Source organism: Streptococcus sp. 1453, assembly GCF_013276955.1.
Classification (GTDB): Bacteria; Bacillota; Bacilli; order Lactobacillales; family Streptococcaceae; genus Streptococcus.
Genome location: NZ_VMLZ01000012.1, coordinates 55,086 through 75,679, shown reverse-complemented (window position 1 = coordinate 75,679; position 20,594 = coordinate 55,086). Strand labels below are relative to the sequence as shown.

Below are 20,594 nucleotides of genomic sequence, written 5' to 3'. Positions count from 1 at the left end.
CGATTCTAAATTCTACCTCTATTATACTATTATTTTGAGGAAAAGGGAGTCTTTTAATTTGTTTTCGATAGTTGATACTCTTCGAAAATCTCTTCAAACCACGTCAGCTTCGCCTTACCGTATGTATGGTTACTGACTTCGTCAGTTTCATCTACAACCTCAAAAACATGTTTTGAGCTGACTTCGTCAGTCTTATCTACAACCTCAAAACAGTATTTTGAGCAGCCTGCGGCTAGCTTCCTAGTTTGCTTTTTGATTTTCGTTGAGTATGAAAAGGATTGGAGCAAGCCTTCTAGCTTGTGGTATAATAGATTCATGGATAAAAAATATGAAAAAATCTCCCAAGATTTGGGAGTGACGTTAAAGCAAATTGATACCGTTCTAAGCTTGACAGCTGAAGGGGCGACTATTCCTTTTATCGCGCGTTATCGCAAGGACATGACTGGTAGTCTGGATGAGGTGGCGATTAAGGCCATTATCGACTTGGATAAAAGTCTGACCAATCTCAATGACCGCAAGGAAGCTGTCTTGGCTAAGATTCAAGAACAAGGCAAGTTGACCAAGGAGTTGGAAGAAGCTATCTTAGCAGCCGAAAAATTAGCAGACGTTGAAGAACTCTATCTTCCTTATAAGGAAAAGCGTCGGACCAAGGCAACTATTGCCCGTGAAGCCGGACTCTTCCCACTTGCTCGCTTAATCTTGCAGAATGTAGCGGACTTAGAGAAAGAGGCTGAAAAGTTTGTCTGTGAAGGATTTGCGACTGGTAAGGAAGCATTGTCTGGTGCAGTTGATATTTTGGTTGAAGCCTTATCGGAAGATGTGACCTTGCGTTCCATGACTTATCAGGAGGTGCTGAGACACTCTAAACTCACTTCTCAAGTCAAGGATGAAAGTCTTGATGAAAAGCAGGTTTTTCAGATTTATTATGATTTTTCAGAGACAGTTGGAAATATGCAGGGTTATCGTACCTTGGCTCTCAATCGTGGGGAGAAGCTAGGTGTCTTGAAGGTCGGTTTTGAACATGCGACGGACCGTATTCTTGCTTTCTTTTCAGCTCGCTTCAAGGTCAAAAATGCCTATATTGATGAAGTGGTTCAGCAATCTGTTAAGAAAAAAGTCTTACCTGCTATCGAACGTCGTATTCGGACAGAATTGACTGAAAAAGCAGAAGAAGGGGCTATCCAACTCTTTTCTGACAATCTGCGCAATCTCCTCTTGGTTGCTCCACTGAAAGGGCGCGTGGTTTTAGGATTTGACCCAGCCTTTCGTACAGGTGCCAAGCTAGCTGTCGTGGATGCAACAGGGAAAATGCTGACAACACAGGTCATTTATCCTGTCAAACCAGCATCAGCCCGTCAAATCGAAGAATCCAAGAAAAATCTGGCAGATTTGATTGGTCAATACAGTGTAGAAATTATTGCCATAGGAAATGGGACGGCCAGTCGTGAAAGTGAAGCCTTTGTGGCGGAAGTTCTGAAAGATTTTCCTGAGGTTAGTTATGTCATCGTAAACGAAAGTGGTGCTTCGGTCTACTCTGCCAGCGAACTTGCTCGTCAGGAGTTCCCAGACTTGACCGTTGAAAAACGCTCTGCTATTTCTATCGCCCGTCGTTTACAGGACTCCCTTGCTGAATTGGTCAAAATCGATCCTAAGTCAATCGGTGTCGGTCAATACCAGCATGATGTCAGTCAGAAGAAACTATCTGAGAGTCTGGACTTTGTTGTCGATACAGTGGTAAACCAAGTCGGTGTCAATGTCAATACGGCCAGTCCAGCTCTTCTTTCACACGTAGCTGGACTCAATAAAACCATTTCTGAAAATATTGTCAAATACCGTGAGGAAGAAGGAAAAATCACTTCACGCGCTCAAATCAAGAAAGTTCCGCGTCTGGGGGCCAAGGCTTTTGAACAGGCAGCTGGTTTCCTTCGTATCCCTGAAAGTAGCAATATCCTCGATAATACTGGAGTTCACCCAGAAAATTACGCTGCCGTTAAGGAGCTCTTCAAACGATTAGATATTAAAGACCTAAACGAACAAGCCCAAGGCAAACTCAAGTCGCTTTCAGTCAAGGAAATGGCACAAGAGCTAGACCTTGGTCCAGAAACTCTTAAAGATATCATTGCAGATCTTCTCAAACCAGGTCGAGATTTCCGTGATTCCTTTGACGCACCTGTACTTCGCCAAGATGTCCTAGATATCAAGGACTTAGTGGTTGGTCAGAAGCTAGAAGGTGTTGTGCGTAATGTCGTTGACTTCGGTGCCTTCGTTGACATCGGGATTCACGAGGACGGCTTGATCCATATTTCCCACATGAGTCGCAAGTTTATAAAACACCCTAGTCAAGTGGTGTCAGTTGGAGATTTGGTGACCGTTTGGGTCAAGAAAATTGATACTGAACGTGAAAAAGTCAATCTGTCGCTCCTAGCTCCAAATGAAGCTGACTGATTACGTTAAGCAGGTTTCACTAGAAGACTTCGGGAGACCTTTTATCCATCAAGCTCAGTGGAATTCTCGTCTACGTTCGACAGGTGGGCGATTTTTCCAAAAAGATGGGCATTTGGATTTTAATCCCAAGGTTTATCAGGAACTGGGTTTAGACGTTTTTAGGAAAATTGTTCGCCATGAACTCTGTCACTATCACCTCTATTTTCAAGGGAAAGGCTATCAACACAAGGATCGGGATTTTAAGGAACTTTTGAAAGCAGTGGATGGATTACGCTTTGTACCCACCTTGCCAAATAGCAACTCCAAACCACTCAAGCTCTATCGTTGCCAATCCTGCCAGCAAAGTTATTATCGCAAGCGAAGGATTGATACCAAACGCTATCGCTGTGGACTTTGTCGAGGTAAATTGCTTCTGATAAATCAGCCTGAGGACTGATGAAAGCCGAGCCTACCCGTGATATACTATGACTAACCTAGCAGAAAGAGGAAATATCATGAACAGTAAATTTTATAAAATGAGACGAAATCGCATGATTTCAGGAGTTTTGGCAGGTCTGTCAGACAAGTGGAACTTTGATGTTACCCTTGTTCGTTTCTTGTTTGCCATTTTTACAGTTGCAAACTTTGGACTTGGCGTGATCATCTATATCATCCTAGCTTCTGTCATGCCAACCAAGGAAGAAATCGAAGCAGAAATGTATGGAACAGGCCCACGCAAACGCAAGGAAGCCCAAGCCATTGACGATAATGAAGGCTGGTTTTGGTGAGGTAAATAATGAAATAAGCTTTGTTTTATAAAAGACAAGGCTTTTTTTCATCTTGTCAGAATCTATGCCTAAATGGTATAATAAGCGCATGAAACTATTTTAATGGATATTGTAGGACATGTTATACATTCTATTATGAAACTTATCAAGAAGAAAAAATTATAAATTTTAGAAAAAAATGGAGAAACTTTATGTTTGGACAAAATGTTACAAAATTGATTATTGTTTGCGATGATAAAACTCATGGATACGGTAATTATTTACGTCAACTTGTAAGTACAAATGATGATGAAGATAATTTAATTGTTGGCACAAAAGATGGTGCGATTGAAGTAGCTGTATGGCTCGAAAAGGACTATCTAGCTAATATGGCAACTTTAACCTCTGAACAACATGTACTCTTTATTGGCGAGAATCAATCAAGTAAGAATGAAATATCAAGCATGAACATAAAATTTGAAAAATATGGAATGAAATATGGTTGGTTAGGAAAACGTGGGATGATGCTAGTATCAGAAGTTATTAGTCAACCAGAAACTTATGATGAATTTATTGATTTTTGTCGTGGATATAAGTCTGACTTTGAAAAGATAGAATTTTCAAAATCACTTCCAGAGCAAGCTTTAGATGCAGTTAATGATGTCGTTGGTGGAAATAAAGCAGCTTTGATAGCAGGAGGTGCACTACTAGGTTTTTTGGCTCCTGGGATTACATTAGCTACTGGTGCAGTGCTAGGTGTTACTCAATTTCTTACAGGAACTGATAAAGAGAAAATCATGGATCAACAATACAGAGGTCTGACAGCTATACTATATATGGATGGATTATCTGAGTTCTTGGAGGGATAATGAATGGAAGGCTTTAGAGAAGGATACGAATTCTTTCAAAAGCACGCAGGTAATTTTGCAGGACATACTGCTGGTGTACATTATTTAGACTCTGTAGAATCAGAGATAAAGAAGTTGGTGAATAATCTAAATGAATTTGAATATAATGGTGCACGTATAGATACACTAAAGGGAGATGTTGCTGAGTTTTGGCATGCTGGGACTTTTAATATTAATGCAGCTATTAATTCTTCAAAAAACAGGGTACAAGTTGATCGTAGCCATGACTTTGGCTCTGCTGATATTACAGGAGTAAACTTCGATGCTGAATTTGGTTTAAAATATTATAAAAATGGAGCATCCAGTGCAGAACAACAAGCTAAGAGCATTTTTCAACGTTTTAGCGAATATAAGTCTCAAGGTGGAAAAGATGGTTTAGATTTATATTTAGAGAAGAGAGGATACTCAGCAGATACAATTTTGAGTGATCCAGTTTATAAAGGACAGTATAGAGTAATTCCATCAGATCAGCTAAAAGAAGCTACTATGTTTTTAGAGCGAAAAATAAGAGAAGAAGCTGTAAAGCGACCGGAGCAAGTTCATCGCTATGAAGAAACTCTAAAATTACTGAGTGATAAAGTTAAAGATAATAAGGGGAATGAATCGATTGCTTTGTCGGAACAGGAAGCACGTGAACTTGCAAAATTGTCTAAAGAGGGTGGAGTAAATTCTAAGGATTTACACTTAACAACTGAAGAATTGATTAAGTATACCAATATCTTAAGACATGCGTATAAAGCTGGCTTAACTGCAGCAACCATATCAATGGCATTAAGAGTTGCTCCTGAAGTATTGAATGCCATAGCTTATCTAATTAAAAATGGAGAAATTGAAGAATGTCAATTCAAAAAGATAGGATTTGCGGCTATTACAGGTGCAGGCGAAGGATTTGTAAGAGGTACAGTTTCAGCAGCGATTACAGCAAGTTGTAAGGCAGGGCTATGTGGTAGTGCAATGAAATCTATTGATCCATCAGTAGTTGGTGCAGTGACTGTATTAGTGATGAATTCAATGAAAAATTCGTATCAAGTCACTACTGGCAACATGAGTAGAGCTGAGATGGTTAATGAATTAATAAAAGAAATGTTTGTGATAACTTGTGCTTTATCAATGGGCTCTGTGAGCCAATCTCTGATTGAAATTCCTGTACTAGGATACATGATTGGTAGTTTTGTAGGATCGATAGCTGGTTCTGTAATTTACTCTTCAATATATAATCCAGTACTATCATTTTGTGTCGATTCAGGATTTACTCTATTTGGTTTAGTGGATCAAAATTACGAGTTGCCAGAAGAAGTATTAAAAGAAATAGGAATTGAAGTTTTTGAATATGAAAAGTTTGAATACGAACCGTTTGAATATGAGAAGTTTGAATACAAGCGATTTGAATATGAACAATTTGAGTATGAGAAACTTCATACGATATTCCTAAGAAGAGGAGTTATAGGTGTAAATTGTGTAGGATATTTATAATACTTGGATTGGATGTCTTTTATAAGTACGAGTATATTTATAATTATATAAGATAATTTATTTCTATCCGAAATTATTTTTTTAAGTTAGATCAGTCAATAACTATTAAATGCTAAAATAGAAACGCAAAGAAGCCCAAGCTATTGACGATAATGAAGGCTGGTTTTGGTGAGGTAGAAACAGTTATTTTACTGTTAGTCTATGAATTCGACTAATCTATTTTAAAATTTTTGAACCCTTGTATCTGCAAGGGTTTTCTTCTTGCCTTCTTTTTATGGTAAAATATTTCTAATAAAATATCTACATTTCCCCCAATCTTACAAAAATGTAAGATTAAAGTCTCTTTTGTAAGGTTAGGTTATGGCAAGCGGTCTTTTTTTGATGTAAACTAGACTCATAAAGAACAAAGGAGTAACATCATGAAACAAATCTTACAGAAGAAAACAAGAAAACCAAGTCACAAAGATATCGAGCGTGTTCAACTGGGATGCGCTATGATGCAAGCAACATTTCATTTGATGGGATATTAAGAAAGGAGATTCTCATGACACTTTTAGATGTAAAACACGTTCAAAAAATTTATAAAACTCGTTTTCAGGGCAACCAAGTAGAAGCCCTCAAGGATATTCACTTTACCGTCGAAAAGGGTGACTACGTTGCCATCATGGGTGAGTCTGGTTCTGGTAAATCAACTCTTCTCAATATTCTAGCTATGCTGGATAAACCAAGTCGTGGTCAGGTTTACCTGAATGGAACTGATACCGCAACCATTAAAAATTCACAGGCTTCTAGCTTCCGTCGTGAAAAGTTGGGCTTTGTCTTCCAAGACTTTAACTTGTTAGATACTCTGTCTGTTAAAGACAATATCCTGCTTCCGCTTGTCTTGTCAAGAAAACCTATTACGGAGATGATGAAGAAATTGGTGGTGACAGCTGAGAATCTAGGTATCAACCAATTGCAAGAGAAGTACCCTTACGAGATTTCAGGTGGACAGAAACAGCGTGTAGCAGTAGCACGCGCCATCATCACAGAACCTGAAATTCTCCTTGCGGATGAGCCAACAGGAGCCCTTGATTCCAAGTCCTCTGCAGCCTTACTTGATGTCTTTGATGAAATCAATGAGCGCGGCCAAACTATTCTCATGGTAACCCACTCCACAGCAGCAGCCAGCAGAGCTAAACGTGTGCTCTTTATCAAAGACGGCATTCTTTACAACCAAATCTACCGTGGAGAGAAGACAGAACGTCAGATGTTCCAAGAAATTTCTGATACCTTGACTGTCATGGCAAGCGAGGTGAATTAGTATGTTTCGATTAACCAATAAGTTAGCGGTATCAAACTTGATTAAAAACCGCAAACTCTACTATCCTTTTGCGCTAGCTGTTCTCTTGGCAGTCACTGTCACCTATCTCTTTTACTCTCTAACCTTCAATCCCAAGATTGCGGAAATCCGTGGAGGAACAACCATTCAGGCTACACTTGGATTTGGTATGTTTGTCGTCACACTTGCGTCAGCCATTATCGTCCTCTATGCCAATAGTTTTGTTATGAAAAATCGTTCCAAGGAACTAGGAATTTATGGCATGCTGGGTTTGGAGAAGCGTCATCTAATCAGTATGACCTTTAAGGAGTTAGTGCTATTTGGGATTCTAACTGTTGGAGCGGGTATCGGTATTGGAGCCTTGTTTGACAAGTTAATTTTCGCTTTCTTGCTCAAACTGATGAAATTGAAGGTTGAGCTGGTCGCTACCTTCCAGATGAAAGTTGTCATTACAGTACTTCTTGTCTTTGGTTTGATTTTCCTAGGCCTCATGTTCCTGAATGCCCTTCGAATCGCCCGTATGAATGCCCTCCAGCTCTCGCGTGAGAAAGCAAGCGGAGAGAAAAAAGGTCGTTTCCTACCTCTCCAAACGATTCTTGGTTCGATTAGTTTAGGGATTGGCTATTATCTTGCCCTTACGGTAAAAGATCCTCTTACAGCCTTAACAACCTTCTTCATAGCTGTTTTACTGGTTATCTTTGGTACTTATCTTTTGTTCAATGCAGGAATTACCGTTTTCCTTCAAATCTTAAAGAAAAACAAGAAATACTATTACCAACCTAATAACCTCATATCTGTTTCCAACTTGATTTTCCGTATGAAGAAAAATGCAGTTGGACTAGCAACTATTGCTATTTTGTCAACAATGGTTTTGGTAACCATGTCAGCAGCGACAAGCATTTTCAATTCCGCAGAATCCTTTAAAAAAGTTCTAAATCCTCATGATTTTGGGGTTTCAGGGCAAAATGTTGAAAAAGAAGACTTGGACAAACTCTTGAGCCAGTTTGCAAGTGACAAAGGTTATAAGATTAAAGAAAAAGAAGTGTTTCGTTACACTTACTTCGGTGTTGCGAACCAAGAAGGAAATAAGTTAACCCTTTTTGAAAAAGGACAAAATCGTGTCCAACCCACAACAGTTTTCATGGTATTTGACCAAAAAGATTATGAAAATATGACTGGTCAAAAACTGTCTCTATCAGGAAATGAGGTCGGACTCTTTGCCAAGAATGAGGGAGTTAAAGAACAGAAAACTCTAATTCTGAATGATCATCAATTTTCTGTCAAAGAAGAATTTAATAAAGATTTCATTGTCAACCATGTCCCAAATCAGTTTAATATTTTGACTGCTGATTACAATTATCTTGTTGTACCTGATTTACAAGCCTTTTTGGATCAATTCCCAGATTCGGCTATCTATAATCAGTTTTACGGTGGTATGAATGTAAATGCCAGTGAAGAAGAACAACTCAAGGTCGCTGACGAGTATGATAAATACCTCGATCAATTTAATGCTCAATTAAACACGGAAGGTAGCTATGTTTATGGTAGTAATTTATCAGATGCTAGTACTCAGATGAGTGCCCTCTTTGGTGGTGTCTTCTTTATCGGTATTTTCCTATCCATTATCTTTATGGTCGGAACTGTTCTGGTCATCTATTACAAACAAATTTCTGAAGGCTATGAAGACCGTGAACGCTTTATTATCTTGCAGAAAGTCGGTTTAGATCAAAAGCAAATCAAGCAAACCATCAACAAACAGGTTTTAACTGTTTTCTTCCTTCCTTTGCTCTTTGCCTTCCTACATCTCGCCTTTGCCTACCATATGCTTAGTCTGATTTTAAAAGTGATTGGTGTACTGGATACGACTATGATGTTGATTGTGACCTTGTCTATCTGCGCTATCTTCCTCATCGCCTATGTCTTGATTTTTATGATTACTTCAAGAAGCTATCGCAAGATTGTGCAAATGTAAAAAAAGATACCTCGACTTCAGAATCGAGGTATTTCTTGTATTCTAAATGCTGAAAAGTTGTCCTAGCAGAAAGGTAACTCCCATAGTCAAGAGGCCAATAGCGAGGTTCCGAATCATAGCTGTTTTGGTAGGTGCTTTTCCAAGTCTAGCACTTGTGTAGCCAGTGAGAAGAAGAGCCACACCGACGATAAGGACAGTAGCAGGAATGCGGTATTCACTTGGGAAAATGGTAATTGAAAGCATGGGTGGTAAGCTACCAAGGAAAAAAGAAATAAAGCTAGAAATGGCAGCGTGCCAAGGATTGGTAAATTCTTCATACTCGATCCCATATTTTTCCTCTACCAGAGCCTTGAGCGGATTATTTAAAAAGGCTTTGTTGGTGAGAAGTTGGGCTGATGTTTCACACTCACCATTTTGAATATAGGCAGCATAGAGAGATTTTTTAGCTAACTCTATATCTTGGTCTAGCAAGACTTGCTCACGCGCAACGGCCGCTTCCTCAGTATCTTTTTGAGTTGAAACGGACACATATTCTCCACCAGCCATTGAAAAGGCACCAGCTAAGATAGCCGCAAAACCTGATAAAAAAATAATCCAGATATTGCTGGTAGCACTAGCAACCCCGATAACCACACCAGCAATGGAAATAATCCCATCGTTGGCACCAAGAACACCCGCACGTAGGATATTTAAACGACCTGCAAAATTTGAATCGATTTCGTGATTTGTTTCTGACATACTAATCTCCTTTTTATCCAGTATAAAGGAAACAGGTAATGAAATCAATCTTTTAAAAGTATCTGAAAAAAGTTGCACGATTTTAATGATATAAAAATGTCGACATCTTCTCTGATAGATCAAACACCGAAGGTAAAGAGTATAGAATGGCATAAAAAATTTAAAATTAAATATGATAAATATTTTGTTCATTTTATAATCGTTTACAAGAGAATAATTAGTATTAAATCAAATAAAATCCAAATATTTTACGAACTTTTTTATCTTTTTTTCGTAAAACGCTTTACAAGTTCTCAAAAACATGATATAGTAATGAAGCTTAGAAAATGAGATGATGTTTTCTAGCAAATATAAACCCGAGTAAAAAATGCCTACGGACAGGCAGGGTTGAATGCCGAAGCGTGGTTGAAAAACCACATTATTGATAGGGTTAAAAGCCTACTTTTATAAGTTGATGTTAGGACGTTTGTCCTAATTCATAAATTTTTAGTGTGGTGAAAGCACACGTCATCTTGTGAAACGATCAATAAAGTACGTAATATTTGCTACTAGAGAGTTAGGAAACATCGGGAACAGACATACTCAACAGAAACAAACATAAAAACGTCAGAAGATTGCAGAGCAGGTGAAATCCTGCTCTTTTTTCATGAGTCAACCTTTAGTTCCTTAGTTTTCATAAGGTCCTAAAAATATTGAAAGGAGTATGTCTTGAAAGAGTTAGATCAAAACCAAGCCCCAATTTATGAGGCCTTGGTGAAGTTACGCAAGAAAAGGATTGTTCCCTTTGATGTTCCAGGTCACAAGCGTGGACGAGGAAATCCAGAACTTGTCGAACTCTTAGGAGAAAAATGTGTAGGCATTGATGTCAATTCGATGAAACCCTTGGATAATTTAGGCCACCCCATTTCGATTATTCGAGATGCAGAGGAGCTGGCTGCAGATGCTTTTGGAGCAGCCCATGCTTTTCTCATGATTGGGGGAACAACTTCATCGGTGCAGACTATGATTCTGTCAACCTGCAAGGCTGGAGATAAGATTATTCTGCCACGAAATGTCCATAAATCTGCCATCAATGCGCTGGTTCTATGTGGTGCCATTCCAATCTATATCGAGATGAGTGTAGATCCTAAGATTGGTATCGCTTTAGGTCTTGAAAATGACCGAGTAGCCCAGGCCATAAAGGAGCATCCAGATGCCAAGGCCATTTTGATTAACAATCCTACTTATTACGGCATCTGTTCAGACCTAAAGGGGTTGACAGAAATGGCTCATGAAGCTGGCATGATGGTTTTAGTAGATGAAGCCCACGGAGCGCATTTGCATTTCACTGATAAACTTCCAATTTCTGCTATGGATGCAGGTGCTGATATGGCAGCAGTCTCCATGCATAAGTCTGGTGGGAGTTTGACCCAAAGTTCGCTTCTTTTAATCGGGGAGCAGATGAATCCTGAATACGTTCGTCAGATCATCAACCTGACCCAGTCAACATCCGCCTCTTATTTGTTGATGGCTAGTTTGGATATTTCGCGTCGCAACTTGGCCCTTCGTGGTAAAGAGTCGTTTGAAAAGGTCATTGAACTGTCTGAGTATGCTCGCCGTGAAATCAATGCCATTGGTGGCTACTATGCCTATTCAAAAGAGTTAATAGATGGTGTGTCGGTCTGTGATTTTGATGTAACCAAGCTGTCAGTTTACACTCAGGGTATTGGCTTAACAGGTATCGAGGTTTATGACCTCTTGCGAGACGAATACGACATTCAGATTGAGTTTGGTGATATTGGTAATATCTTGGCCTATATTTCGATTGGTGACCGTATCCAAGACATTGAGCGCTTAGTCGGTGCTTTGGCTGATATCAAGAGACTATACTCACGAGATGGGAAGGACTTGATAGCTGGAGAATATATCCAGCCCGAGTTAGTGCTGTCTCCACAAGAAGCCTTCTATTCAGAGAGAAAAAGTTTAACCTTGGATGAGTCTGTTGGACAGGTCTGTGGGGAATTTGTCATGTGCTATCCTCCAGGGATTCCTATCTTGGCTCCTGGCGAACGCATTACACGAGAAATTGTCGACTATATCCAATTTGCCAAGGAACGTGGTTGCTCTCTCCAAGGGACGGAAGATCCTGAGGTCAATCACATCAACGTCATTAAGAGAAAGGAGAACTAGATGGATTTATGGTTTTCTGAAGTTCATACTCCAGATGTGAAATTATCCCTGAGAACAGCCAAGCAACTCTACGCTGGTAAAAGTGAATGGCAGGATATTGAAGTCTTGAATACGCCAGCTTTTGGAAAGATTTTGATTTTAAACGGGCATGTCTTGTTCTCAGATGCGGATGATTTTGTCTACAATGAAATGACCGTTCATGTTCCCATGGCTGTGCATCCCAATCCAAAGAAAGTCTTGGTTATTGGGGGTGGCGACGGTGGTGTTGCCCAAGTATTAACACTCTATCCTGAACTGGAACAAATCGATATTGTGGAACCAGATGAGATGCTAGTTGAGGTTTGTCGTGAGTATTTCCCAGATTTTGCCGCGGGACTTGATGACCCTCGTGTTACCATTTACTATCAAAATGGACTTCGTTTTTTACGAAACTGTGAAGATGACTACGATATTATCATCAACGATGCGACAGACCCATTTGGACATACGGAAGGGCTCTTTACCAAGGAATTTTACGGCAACAGTTATAGAGCCTTGAAAGAAGACGGCATCATGATTTACCAGCATGGGAGTCCCTTCTTTGACGAGGATGAGTCAGCTTGCCGTAGCATGCACCGCAAGGTCAATCAAGCCTTTCCAATCAGTCGGGTCTATCAGGCCCATATCCCAACCAGCCCTGCTGGTTATTGGTTGTTTGGATTTGCATCGAAAAAATACCACCCTGTTAAAGATTTTGACAAGGAAGGCTGGAAAAAACGCCAGCTTTTCACAGAATACTACACTGCAAACTTACACGTGGGAGCCTTTATGTTACCCAAGTATGTAGAAGACATTTTAGAAGAAGAGGAAGGAAAAAAATGAGTCGTTTATTAGTTATTGGATGTGGGGGCGTTGCCCAAGTTGCTATTTCAAAGATTTGTCAAGATAGCGAAACCTTTACAGAGATTATGATTGCTAGCCGTACTAAGTCAAAATGTGATGACTTGAAGGCTAAACTGGAAGGCAAAACAAGTACAAAGATTGAGACAGCTGCTCTTGATGCTGACAAGGTAGAAGAAGTGATTGCCTTGATCGAAAGCTACAAACCAGAAGCTGTTTTGAACGTAGCTTTACCATATCAAGATTTAACCATTATGGATGCTTGTTTGGAAACAGGTGTCCACTATATCGATACAGCCAACTACGAAGCAGAAGACACAGAAGACCCTGAATGGCGTGCCATCTATGAGAAACGTTGTAAGGAACTTGGTTTTACAGCCTACTTTGACTACTCATGGCAATGGGCTTATCAGGAGAAATTCAAAGAAGCTGGCTTGACCGCTCTTCTTGGTTCTGGTTTTGATCCAGGTGTGACTAGTGTCTTTTCAGCCTATGCCCTCAAACATTATTTTGATGAAATCCATTATATCGACATTTTAGACTGTAATGGTGGTGACCACGGTTATCCATTTGCAACAAACTTTAACCCAGAAATCAATCTCCGTGAGGTTTCTGCGCCAGGTTCTTACTGGGAAGATGGAAAATGGGTCGAAGTGGAAGCTATGTCAATCAAGCGCGAGTATGATTTTCCTCAGGTTGGACAAAAAGACATGTATCTCCTCCACCATGAAGAAATCGAATCATTGGCCAAAAATATTCCAGGTGTCAAACGGATTCGTTTCTTTATGACCTTTGGTCAATCTTACTTGACGCACATGAAATGTCTTGAAAATGTTGGACTCCTTCGTACGGATACCATTAATTTTAACGGCCAAGAAATCGTGCCGATTCAATTTTTGAAAGCCTTGCTTCCAGATCCAGCCAGCCTTGGTCCACGCACGGTTGGTAAAACCAATATCGGTTGTATCTTTACAGGTGTCAAAGATGGTGTTGAAAAGACCATCTACATCTACAATGTTTGCGACCATCAGGAATGTTACGCAGAAGTTGGTTCACAAGCCATTTCTTACACGACAGGTGTTCCAGCCATGATTGGAACAAAATTGGTTATGAACGGTACTTGGAAACAAGCTGGAGTGTATAACCTTGAAGAATTGGATCCAGATCCATTCATGGAAGCTTTGAATGAGTATGGTTTACCTTGGGTTGTGGTTGAAAATCCACAAATGGTGGACTGATGAAGTTAGAACAAGTACCAACACCAGCTTACGTCATTGACTTAGCAAAGTTAGAAGCCAACTGTCGCATTTTACAATATGTACAAGAAGAAGCTGGTTGCAAGGTTTTGCTTGCCCAGAAGGCTTATTCCCTCTACAAAACCTATCCCTTGATTAGCCAGTATCTATCTGGTACGACAGCCAGTGGACTTTATGAAGCTAAGCTCGCTAGAGAAGAGTTTCCGGGGGAAGTCCATGTATTTGCGCCAGCCTTTAAGGATGCAGACTTGGAGGAATTGCTTGAGATAACAGACCATATCGTTTTTAATTCTGAGAGACAATTGCGTAAACATGGGCCTCGTTGTCGAGATGCTGGTATCAGTGTTGGTTTACGCCTCAACCCTCAGTGTTCAACTCAAGGAGATCACGCGCTCTATGACCCTTGTGCACCTGGTTCTCGTTTTGGCGTGACACTAGATAAAATTCCTAGTGATTTGCTGGATTTGGTGGATGGTCTTCATTTTCATACCCTTTGCGAGCAGGGAGCAGATGATTTACAGACAACTTTGAAAGCAGTAGAAGAGCAGTTTGGTTCCTATTTGCATCAAGTTAAATGGCTCAATATGGGGGGCGGACACCACATCACAAGAGAAGGTTACGATGTGGATTTGCTGATTTCAGAAATCAAGCGTATCCGAAAAACTTACAATCTTGAAATCTATATCGAGCCTGGTGAAGCCATTGCGCTTAATGCGGGTTATTTAGCAACTGAGGTGTTAGATATTGTAGAAAACGGTATGGAAATCTTGGTTTTAGACGCCTCTGCGACCTGCCATATGCCTGATGTACTTGAGATGCCCTATCGTCCACCTTTGAGAAATGGCTTTGAGGCACAGGAAAAAGCCCATACCTACAGACTTTCTTCTAATACCTGTCTGACGGGCGATGTGATTGGTGATTATAGCTTTGAAAATCCAGTTGAGATTGGAGACAGACTTTATTTTGAAGACATGGCTATTTACTCATTTGTTAAAAATAATACCTTTAACGGTATTGGATTACCAAGTCTTTATCTCATGGACGAGCAGGGTTACTGTAGTTTAGTCAAAGCCTTTGACTATCAAGATTTTAAAGGGAGATTATCATGATGGACAGTCCCAAAAAATTAGGCTATCGCATGCCAGCAGAGTACGAACCACACCATGGTACCCTCATGATCTGGCCGACTCGACCAGGGTCTTGGCCTTTTCAAGGTAAAGCTGCTAAAAGAGCATTTAGTCAGATTATAAAAACCATAGCAGAGGGAGAAAGAGTCTATCTTTTGGTGGAGCAAGATTATCTATCTGAAGCCCAATCCTATCTAGGAGACAAGGTTGTTTATCTAGATATTCCTACCAATGATGCCTGGGCGCGTGATACGGGTCCGACCATTCTCATAAATGATAAAAGAGAAAAGTTGGCAGTAGACTGGTCTTTTAATGCTTGGGGTGGTGCTGTTGATGGTCTGTATCAAGATTATGAAGCCGATGATCAAGTAGCCACTCGTTTTGCTGAGGCCTTGGAAATACCTGTTTACGATGCCAAACCTTTTGTGCTAGAAGGCGGAGCGATACACAGCGATGGTCAAGGAACCATTCTTGTGACTGAAAGTTGCCTACTAAGCTCTGGTCGCAATCCTCATCTCAGTAAAGAGGAAATCGAAAACACCTTATTAGAGAGTCTTGGTGCTGAAAAAGTTATCTGGCTTCCTTATGGTATTTATCAGGACGAAACCAATGAACACGTTGATAATGTTGCAGCCTTCGTTGGTCCTGCTGAGCTTGTTTTGGCTTGGACAGACGACAAAAGCGATCCTCAATATGCCATGTCAGCAGCTGATTTAGCGCTTTTAGAAAAGGAAACAGATGCAAAAGGTCGTCACTTCACCATTCATAAATTGCCTATCCCTGCAGTTCGTCAAGTTGTAACCGAAGAGGATTTGCCAGGCTACATCTATGAAGAAGGAGAAGAAGAGCGATACGCAGGTGAACGACTAGCAGCTTCATACGTAAACTTTTATATCGCCAACAAGGCTGTCTTAGTGCCACAATTTCAGGATGAGAATGACCAAGTGGCCCTAAATATCCTCAGTAAGTGTTTCCCAGACCGTAAAGTTGTCGGAATTCCAGCCAGAGATATTCTCTTAGGTGGTGGCAATATCCACTGTATCACCCAACAAATCCCAGAATAGGAGAAAAAGATGAGAAATGTAAGAGTTGCAGCCATTCAGATGCAATGTACTCAGGATGTGGCAACAAATATTCAAACAGCAGAGCGTTTAGTACGTCAGGCTGCAGAACAAGGTGCACAAATTATCCTTTTACCCGAATTGTTTGAACGTCCATACTTTTGTCAGGAACGTCAGTATGACTACTACCAGCATGCTCAGTCGGTGACAGACAATACAGCTATTCAGCATTTTAAAACCATTGCCAAGGAGCTAAAGGTCGTTTTACCAATCAGTTTCTATGAAAAAGATGGCAATGTCTTGTATAACTCTATTGCCGTTATTGATGCAGATGGGGAAGTGCTGGGCGTTTATCGGAAAACCCACATACCAGATGATCATTATTATCAAGAAAAGTTTTATTTCACGCCTGGCAATACAGGTTTCAAGGTCTGGGATACTCGCTATGCCAAGATTGGGATCGGTATCTGTTGGGATCAATGGTTCCCTGAAACAGCGCGCTGTCTTGCATTGAATGGTGCTGAATTACTCTTTTATCCTACAGCCATCGGTTCAGAGCCGATTTTGGATACAGATAGTTGTGGTCATTGGCAACGTACCATGCAAGGACACGCAGCAGCAAATATTGTTCCAATCATCGCAGCAAATCGCTATGGTTTGGAGGAAGTCACTCCTAGTGAGGAAAATGGTGGACAGAGTTCCAGTCTTGACTTCTACGGTTCATCCTTTATGACGGATGAAACAGGAGCTATTCTAGAACGAGCTGAAAGACAAGAAGAAGCTGTTCTGTTAGCAACTTATGACCTAGACAAGGGAGCAAGCGAACGCCTAAACTGGGGCTTGTTTCGAGATAGAAGACCCGAAATGTATCAACGTATTACGGACTAGTAGGGGAGAAATAAGAGATTCATTCTGCTAGACTCGTTTTCACTAGCAATTATAGGGATGCTAGGTCATCTAGCAAGTGGATTTTATATTTTAATCCTCTAAGGCTTTCTCGCGCTTTTATGCGAGGAGCTTTTCTGTTTAAGCTTTATCAATAAAACATGCTATAATAGTTGCAGAAAGGTTGGTATTTATGGCTAGGATATTGGTTATTGAAGACAATAGTGACATTCAAGAGATTTTACGAACACTTCTTACTGAAGAGCATGAGGTGATTCAAGCCTTTTCTGGTACAGAAGGAATCATGCGTTTTGACCAAGGTGGGATTGACCTCGTTTTGCTCGATATCATGCTTCCTGGGAAAAATGGGGATCAGGTTTTAAAAGCCATCAGGGAACAAAGTCAAATTCCAGTCATTATGCTAACGGCTTTGAGCGATAAGAAGTTAATCAGTCAATACCTCTTAGACGGTGCCAATGATTATATAGTCAAACCTTTTGATTTGGATGAAGTCTTTGCCAGAGTTACTGTTCAATTACGTCAAAGCGTAGAAAAACAGCCTATGGAAATAGAAAAAACTGAAAATCTGCCACAAAACTTGAAAAATATCCAGTTTGATGCCGAAAGTTTTGAAATCAAAAATAGTCAGGAAACCATTCGTCTTGCTAAGAAAGAATACTTGATTCTCCAAACTCTCCTTAAACACCCTAAGAAAATTTTTACCAAGGAAGAACTTTATGAATTGGTCTGGGAGGATAGCTACCTACCTGGAGATAATACCCTCAATACGCATTTGAGTAATCTTCGTAAAAAATTAAACCATCTGGATCCAACTCAAGAATATATTGAAACCATTTGGGGAGTTGGGGTAAGATTAAAAGGAGACAAGCAATGACCTACATGATAATCTATATCCTACTGGTACTCCTAATTATTTTATCGATTGCATTGATTCGCTACCATCTAGCACTTAAAAACTTGAGTCAACAGATTGAAGACAAGATTCTCACAGGTAGTATGAAAAGAGTCGGAGTCAGCATTTTTTCCAAACATTTTTTACATCTCTACCAGCAAATTGAAAATCTATTTCAAGAAGTGGAACAATCTCGGTTGGTTATGAAAAGGGAAAAGCAGACTCTGGATATGGCCATCAGCAATATCGCCCATGATATTCGGACACCTCTGACTATCGCTTCAGGCTACACCCAACAATTGATAAAGTCTCCTGAAAACAAAGAAGAAACCCTACAAAAAATAGCCCAGCATCTTGATTTAGTTTCCAAACGTTTGGAGGCTCTCCTAGAATACCGTCGTTTGATGGAAGGAGCTGTCAAACCGAAACTGGAAGAAGTGGATTTTTCAACTTTTATCACCAAAAAGACTCTGGCTTATTATGATGTTTTTCAGGCGGCAAATATCACGCTTGATTTTAAGGTTGAAGATGATTTAAAAATGAGAATTGATGAAGACTTGCTGGATCGAATTTTACAAAATTTGCTTGGAAATGTCCTCAAGCATGGCAAGGAAGAAGCGCGTCTATCTTTGAGAAAGGAAAAGGAACAGCTTGTCTTAGAGATTGCAAACCTTGTCAAACAACCCATTAGAAGAATAGAAAATCTCAGCAACCGTTTTTATTCTGAAAATTTATCAGACACCGAAGAATCCTCTGGTTTAGGCCTTTATATCACTGAGGAATTATGCCATCTTCTCGGTGCAGAGATGAAACTAAGCACAGATGGGCAGTGGTTGTCAGTTTTCATTTATTTTTAACGAAAAGAATCCTCCTCTGTAGGCTAGAGGAGGTCTTTTTTATAGACTTTTCTTTTTGAAAACTATTAGTCCACCTATATTAAAGATTACAATAACAGCTAAGCTAACTATAAGTGTGTAAAAAATTGACTCACTATTAGCAGTCATAGCATAGGAAAATTGCAAGGACAAATAGGGTAAAAATTTGATATTTGGAAAAATGATCATTGGCATAGAAAGTAAGATAGAGCTGACCAAATAACCAATAAATACCGCAAGATAAGAATGACTAACATAGAGGATGAAGGAAACAATGGAAAGCCAAGCAAGGAGGCAAAGAAATTGAAGGGAAATGGTTACCAGTAGATTTCCAATAAAGCCATCAGGCATAGTTCCAAATCCATTTAAGATCGTTGCTGGAATAAAGGCAATCACGAGACCGATGATGAGTTGAGAAAGTCCAATGCAAGCCAATACAAAGGCTTTGGCAAAGAAAAACTCGGTACGAGAAACACCCACTGTTAAATTATTTTTATAGAGTTTGCCGATTAAATCAACGCCAAGAACGAGGCAGGCTAGGACGATGCAGAGAAAAACGAGGTTTGAACCTTGACTAGATGCGTTGATCAGGGCTTGTATACCATTCCAACCTTGGATTGGTATATCTGGTTCTTCTGTCTGGATTGCCATTAGTTGACCCGTAGCCCCAAAAATAGCCCCCATTAACATGAGTAAAAAGAGAATGAACTCTGTAATCCAGAATCCTTTGGAACGGAAAAGACGGTAAAAGTCTGCTTGAATGGTATGTATCATGATTTTCCTCCTATTGAACCAATTGAGTGAAGTATTCTTCTAGGTTTTGACGGGCATAGTAAATCTCGTCAATGGCAACATCTGCCAAGGTTAATTCTTTGAGAATCTGTTTGACATCTTGTTCCTGACCAAAGATATGGATTTCATTTTCTGGATTAACAACCTTGAACTGGAGCTGGATTTGTTCTTTCAATACTTGACAAGCTTCCTCTTGATCAGCTGTCTTAAGGACAATATAATCCTCACTTAGTGTTTCAAATTCAGCTTTACTGATTTCACGGATAACCTTGCCTTGATCTAAAATACCAAAACGATTGGCTAGGAGATAGAGTTCTGACAAGATATGGCTAGAGATGAGAATGGTGATCCCTTTCTCTTGATTGAGCCGTTGAATCATGAGTCGAAATTCTTTGATACCGATTGGGTCGAGACCGTTTATAGGTTCATCTAATATCAGGAAGTCAGGTTTGGATAGAAGGGCAATGGCGATCCCAAGTCTTTGCTTCATTCCAAGAGAGAAATCTCGAAAGACTTTTTTACCTGTATCTGCCAAACCTACATAGTCCAGGGTTTCACGAATGACTTGATCAGCATTTGGAATATGACGAATCATACAGTAATATTTCAGATTTTGATAGGCTGTTAAGTGATTATGAGCTACAGGTGATTCGATTACTGAACCTACTCGAGATAGAGCCTTGGTCCACTCATTTTCCGATTGACTAGAAAAGAGGGAAACAGTTCCTTTATCCGCAAACAGTAGTTGCGTAATGATTTTGATTAAGGTGGTTTTCCCAGCTCCGTTCTTCCCAATAAGTCCATAAATATCTCCCTCTCTTATCGTTAGATGAAGATCCTGAAGGATAGCTTGTTTGTCAAAGTTTTTGGACAATCCATGAATGTCAAGTACTGTTTTCATGATTCTCTCCTTTTGATTTATTTTGATAACTCTAGTATAAAGCATAGAAATCAAAGAAAGCTCAAGGATTTCTAAAGAGTTTCTAAAGTTTTAGGAATTCTTAAATATCAAAACCCAGTTGATATGAACTGGG

The 20,594-nt window shown here is 39.9% G+C and carries 19 protein-coding genes; 15 read left to right on the top strand and 4 right to left on the bottom strand.

The genetic code is table 11. The features are described 5' to 3' along the window. Positions 1 to 53: 53 nt before the first annotated feature. On the bottom strand, positions 54 to 317 hold the full coding sequence (locus HW098_RS10600) for a hypothetical protein (RefSeq protein ID WP_240149475.1): 264 nt from the start codon (positions 315 to 317) through the stop codon (positions 54 to 56). Between HW098_RS10600 and HW098_RS08020 the strand changes: the two genes are divergently transcribed. The 7 genes from HW098_RS08020 to HW098_RS07990 all read left to right on the top strand — a co-directional run bounded on the left by HW098_RS08020 (position 316) and on the right by HW098_RS07990 (position 8,865). Beyond that, positions 316 to 2,445: a Tex family protein gene (locus HW098_RS08020; protein ID WP_176139776.1), complete on the top strand. Its 2,130-nt coding sequence runs from the start codon at positions 316 to 318 to the stop codon at positions 2,443 to 2,445. The two genes, HW098_RS10600 and HW098_RS08020, sit on opposite strands and share 2 nt — an antisense overlap. Further along, on the top strand, positions 2,432 to 2,881 hold the full coding sequence (locus tag HW098_RS08015) for a SprT family protein (protein ID WP_176139775.1): 450 nt from the start codon (positions 2,432 to 2,434) through the stop codon (positions 2,879 to 2,881). Before HW098_RS08020 ends, HW098_RS08015 begins: the two co-directional genes overlap by 14 nt. Positions 2,882 to 2,939: 58 nt before the next feature. After that, a complete protein-coding gene (locus HW098_RS08010) occupies positions 2,940 to 3,212 on the top strand; it encodes a PspC domain-containing protein (RefSeq protein ID WP_001085048.1) in 273 nt (90 codons plus the stop codon). A gap of 191 nt (positions 3,213 to 3,403) precedes the next feature. After that, on the top strand, positions 3,404 to 4,060 hold the full coding sequence (locus HW098_RS08005) for a hypothetical protein (protein WP_176139774.1): 657 nt from the start codon (positions 3,404 to 3,406) through the stop codon (positions 4,058 to 4,060). 3 nt (positions 4,061 to 4,063) lie between these two features. After that, positions 4,064 to 5,572 carry a hypothetical protein gene (locus tag HW098_RS08000; RefSeq protein ID WP_176139773.1) on the top strand — a complete coding sequence of 503 codons (1,509 nt, stop codon included), beginning with the start codon at positions 4,064 to 4,066 and terminating at the stop codon, positions 5,570 to 5,572. Positions 5,573 to 6,116: 544 nt separating this feature from the next. Continuing rightward, complete coding sequence (locus HW098_RS07995; RefSeq protein WP_050225231.1) at positions 6,117 to 6,875, top strand: ABC transporter ATP-binding protein; 759 nt, start codon at positions 6,117 to 6,119, stop codon at positions 6,873 to 6,875. A gap of 1 nt (position 6,876) precedes the next feature. Beyond that, positions 6,877 to 8,865 carry an ABC transporter permease gene (locus tag HW098_RS07990; RefSeq protein WP_176139772.1) on the top strand — a complete coding sequence of 663 codons (1,989 nt, stop codon included), beginning with the start codon at positions 6,877 to 6,879 and terminating at the stop codon, positions 8,863 to 8,865. Positions 8,866 to 8,907: 42 nt separating this feature from the next. Here HW098_RS07990 and HW098_RS07985 read toward each other — a convergent pair whose 3' ends face one another. Then, entirely contained in the window at positions 8,908 to 9,603 is a 696-nt protein-coding gene (locus HW098_RS07985) for a VIT family protein (RefSeq protein WP_176139771.1), read from the bottom strand. A gap of 708 nt (positions 9,604 to 10,311) precedes the next feature. Between HW098_RS07985 and HW098_RS07980 the strand changes: the two genes are divergently transcribed. The 8 genes from HW098_RS07980 to HW098_RS07945 all read left to right on the top strand — a co-directional run bounded on the left by HW098_RS07980 (position 10,312) and on the right by HW098_RS07945 (position 18,750). Then, positions 10,312 to 11,772: an aminotransferase class I/II-fold pyridoxal phosphate-dependent enzyme gene (locus HW098_RS07980; protein WP_176139770.1), complete on the top strand. Its 1,461-nt coding sequence runs from the start codon at positions 10,312 to 10,314 to the stop codon at positions 11,770 to 11,772. Further along, positions 11,773 to 12,633 (top strand): polyamine aminopropyltransferase, encoded by an 861-nt coding sequence (speE, locus tag HW098_RS07975; RefSeq protein WP_042751181.1) that lies wholly within the window; start codon positions 11,773 to 11,775, stop codon positions 12,631 to 12,633. It begins immediately after the preceding gene. After that, positions 12,630 to 13,889, top strand: a complete 1,260-nt coding sequence (locus tag HW098_RS07970; protein WP_176139769.1) for a saccharopine dehydrogenase family protein — start codon at positions 12,630 to 12,632, stop codon at positions 13,887 to 13,889. Before speE ends, HW098_RS07970 begins: the two co-directional genes overlap by 4 nt. Continuing rightward, on the top strand, positions 13,889 to 15,016 hold the full coding sequence (gene nspC, locus HW098_RS07965) for a carboxynorspermidine decarboxylase (RefSeq protein WP_176139768.1): 1,128 nt from the start codon (positions 13,889 to 13,891) through the stop codon (positions 15,014 to 15,016). The genes HW098_RS07970 and nspC overlap by 1 nt, the downstream gene beginning before the upstream one ends. Continuing rightward, on the top strand, positions 15,013 to 16,098 hold the full coding sequence (gene aguA / locus HW098_RS07960) for an agmatine deiminase (protein WP_176139767.1): 1,086 nt from the start codon (positions 15,013 to 15,015) through the stop codon (positions 16,096 to 16,098). Before nspC ends, aguA begins: the two co-directional genes overlap by 4 nt. A 9-nt stretch (positions 16,099 to 16,107) precedes the next feature. Then, positions 16,108 to 16,983, top strand: a complete 876-nt coding sequence (gene aguB / locus HW098_RS07955) for an N-carbamoylputrescine amidase (protein WP_176139766.1) — start codon at positions 16,108 to 16,110, stop codon at positions 16,981 to 16,983. A 190-nt stretch (positions 16,984 to 17,173) separates the two neighbouring features. Continuing rightward, positions 17,174 to 17,875, top strand: coding sequence for a response regulator transcription factor (locus tag HW098_RS07950; protein ID WP_176139765.1), 702 nt, complete (start codon positions 17,174 to 17,176; stop codon positions 17,873 to 17,875). Next, entirely contained in the window at positions 17,872 to 18,750 is an 879-nt protein-coding gene (locus HW098_RS07945) for a HAMP domain-containing sensor histidine kinase (protein WP_176139764.1), read from the top strand. The genes HW098_RS07950 and HW098_RS07945 overlap by 4 nt, the downstream gene beginning before the upstream one ends. A gap of 39 nt (positions 18,751 to 18,789) precedes the next feature. Here HW098_RS07945 and HW098_RS07940 read toward each other — a convergent pair whose 3' ends face one another. Next, on the bottom strand, positions 18,790 to 19,542 hold the full coding sequence (locus tag HW098_RS07940; RefSeq protein ID WP_176139763.1) for an ABC transporter permease: 753 nt from the start codon (positions 19,540 to 19,542) through the stop codon (positions 18,790 to 18,792). Positions 19,543 to 19,552: 10 nt separating this feature from the next. Further along, a complete protein-coding gene (locus HW098_RS07935) occupies positions 19,553 to 20,461 on the bottom strand; it encodes an ATP-binding cassette domain-containing protein (RefSeq protein WP_176139762.1) in 909 nt (302 codons plus the stop codon). Positions 20,462 to 20,594: the final 133 nt, after the last annotated feature.

What these genes read in the sequence shown, in the direction of transcription:
- HW098_RS08020 (WP_176139776.1), top strand. Translation starts at nt 316, where the DNA reads ATGGATAAAAAATATGAAAAAATCTCCCAAGATTTGGGAGTGACGTTA.
- HW098_RS10600 (WP_240149475.1), bottom strand. Translation starts at nt 317, where the DNA reads ATGAATCTATTATACCACAAGCTAGAAGGCTTGCTCCAATCCTTTTCA.
- HW098_RS08015 (WP_176139775.1), top strand. Translation starts at nt 2,432, where the DNA reads ATGAAGCTGACTGATTACGTTAAGCAGGTTTCACTAGAAGACTTCGGG.
- HW098_RS08010 (WP_001085048.1), top strand. Translation starts at nt 2,940, where the DNA reads ATGAACAGTAAATTTTATAAAATGAGACGAAATCGCATGATTTCAGGA.
- HW098_RS08005 (WP_176139774.1), top strand. Translation starts at nt 3,404, where the DNA reads ATGTTTGGACAAAATGTTACAAAATTGATTATTGTTTGCGATGATAAA.
- HW098_RS08000 (WP_176139773.1), top strand. Translation starts at nt 4,064, where the DNA reads ATGGAAGGCTTTAGAGAAGGATACGAATTCTTTCAAAAGCACGCAGGT.
- HW098_RS07995 (WP_050225231.1), top strand. Translation starts at nt 6,117, where the DNA reads ATGACACTTTTAGATGTAAAACACGTTCAAAAAATTTATAAAACTCGT.
- HW098_RS07990 (WP_176139772.1), top strand. Translation starts at nt 6,877, where the DNA reads ATGTTTCGATTAACCAATAAGTTAGCGGTATCAAACTTGATTAAAAAC.
- HW098_RS07985 (WP_176139771.1), bottom strand. Translation starts at nt 9,603, where the DNA reads ATGTCAGAAACAAATCACGAAATCGATTCAAATTTTGCAGGTCGTTTA.
- speE (WP_042751181.1), top strand. Translation starts at nt 11,773, where the DNA reads ATGGATTTATGGTTTTCTGAAGTTCATACTCCAGATGTGAAATTATCC.
- HW098_RS07970 (WP_176139769.1), top strand. Translation starts at nt 12,630, where the DNA reads ATGAGTCGTTTATTAGTTATTGGATGTGGGGGCGTTGCCCAAGTTGCT.
- nspC (WP_176139768.1), top strand. Translation starts at nt 13,889, where the DNA reads ATGAAGTTAGAACAAGTACCAACACCAGCTTACGTCATTGACTTAGCA.
- aguA (WP_176139767.1), top strand. Translation starts at nt 15,013, where the DNA reads ATGATGGACAGTCCCAAAAAATTAGGCTATCGCATGCCAGCAGAGTAC.
- aguB (WP_176139766.1), top strand. Translation starts at nt 16,108, where the DNA reads ATGAGAAATGTAAGAGTTGCAGCCATTCAGATGCAATGTACTCAGGAT.
- HW098_RS07950 (WP_176139765.1), top strand. Translation starts at nt 17,174, where the DNA reads ATGGCTAGGATATTGGTTATTGAAGACAATAGTGACATTCAAGAGATT.
- HW098_RS07945 (WP_176139764.1), top strand. Translation starts at nt 17,872, where the DNA reads ATGACCTACATGATAATCTATATCCTACTGGTACTCCTAATTATTTTA.
- HW098_RS07940 (WP_176139763.1), bottom strand. Translation starts at nt 19,542, where the DNA reads ATGATACATACCATTCAAGCAGACTTTTACCGTCTTTTCCGTTCCAAA.
- HW098_RS07935 (WP_176139762.1), bottom strand. Translation starts at nt 20,461, where the DNA reads ATGAAAACAGTACTTGACATTCATGGATTGTCCAAAAACTTTGACAAA.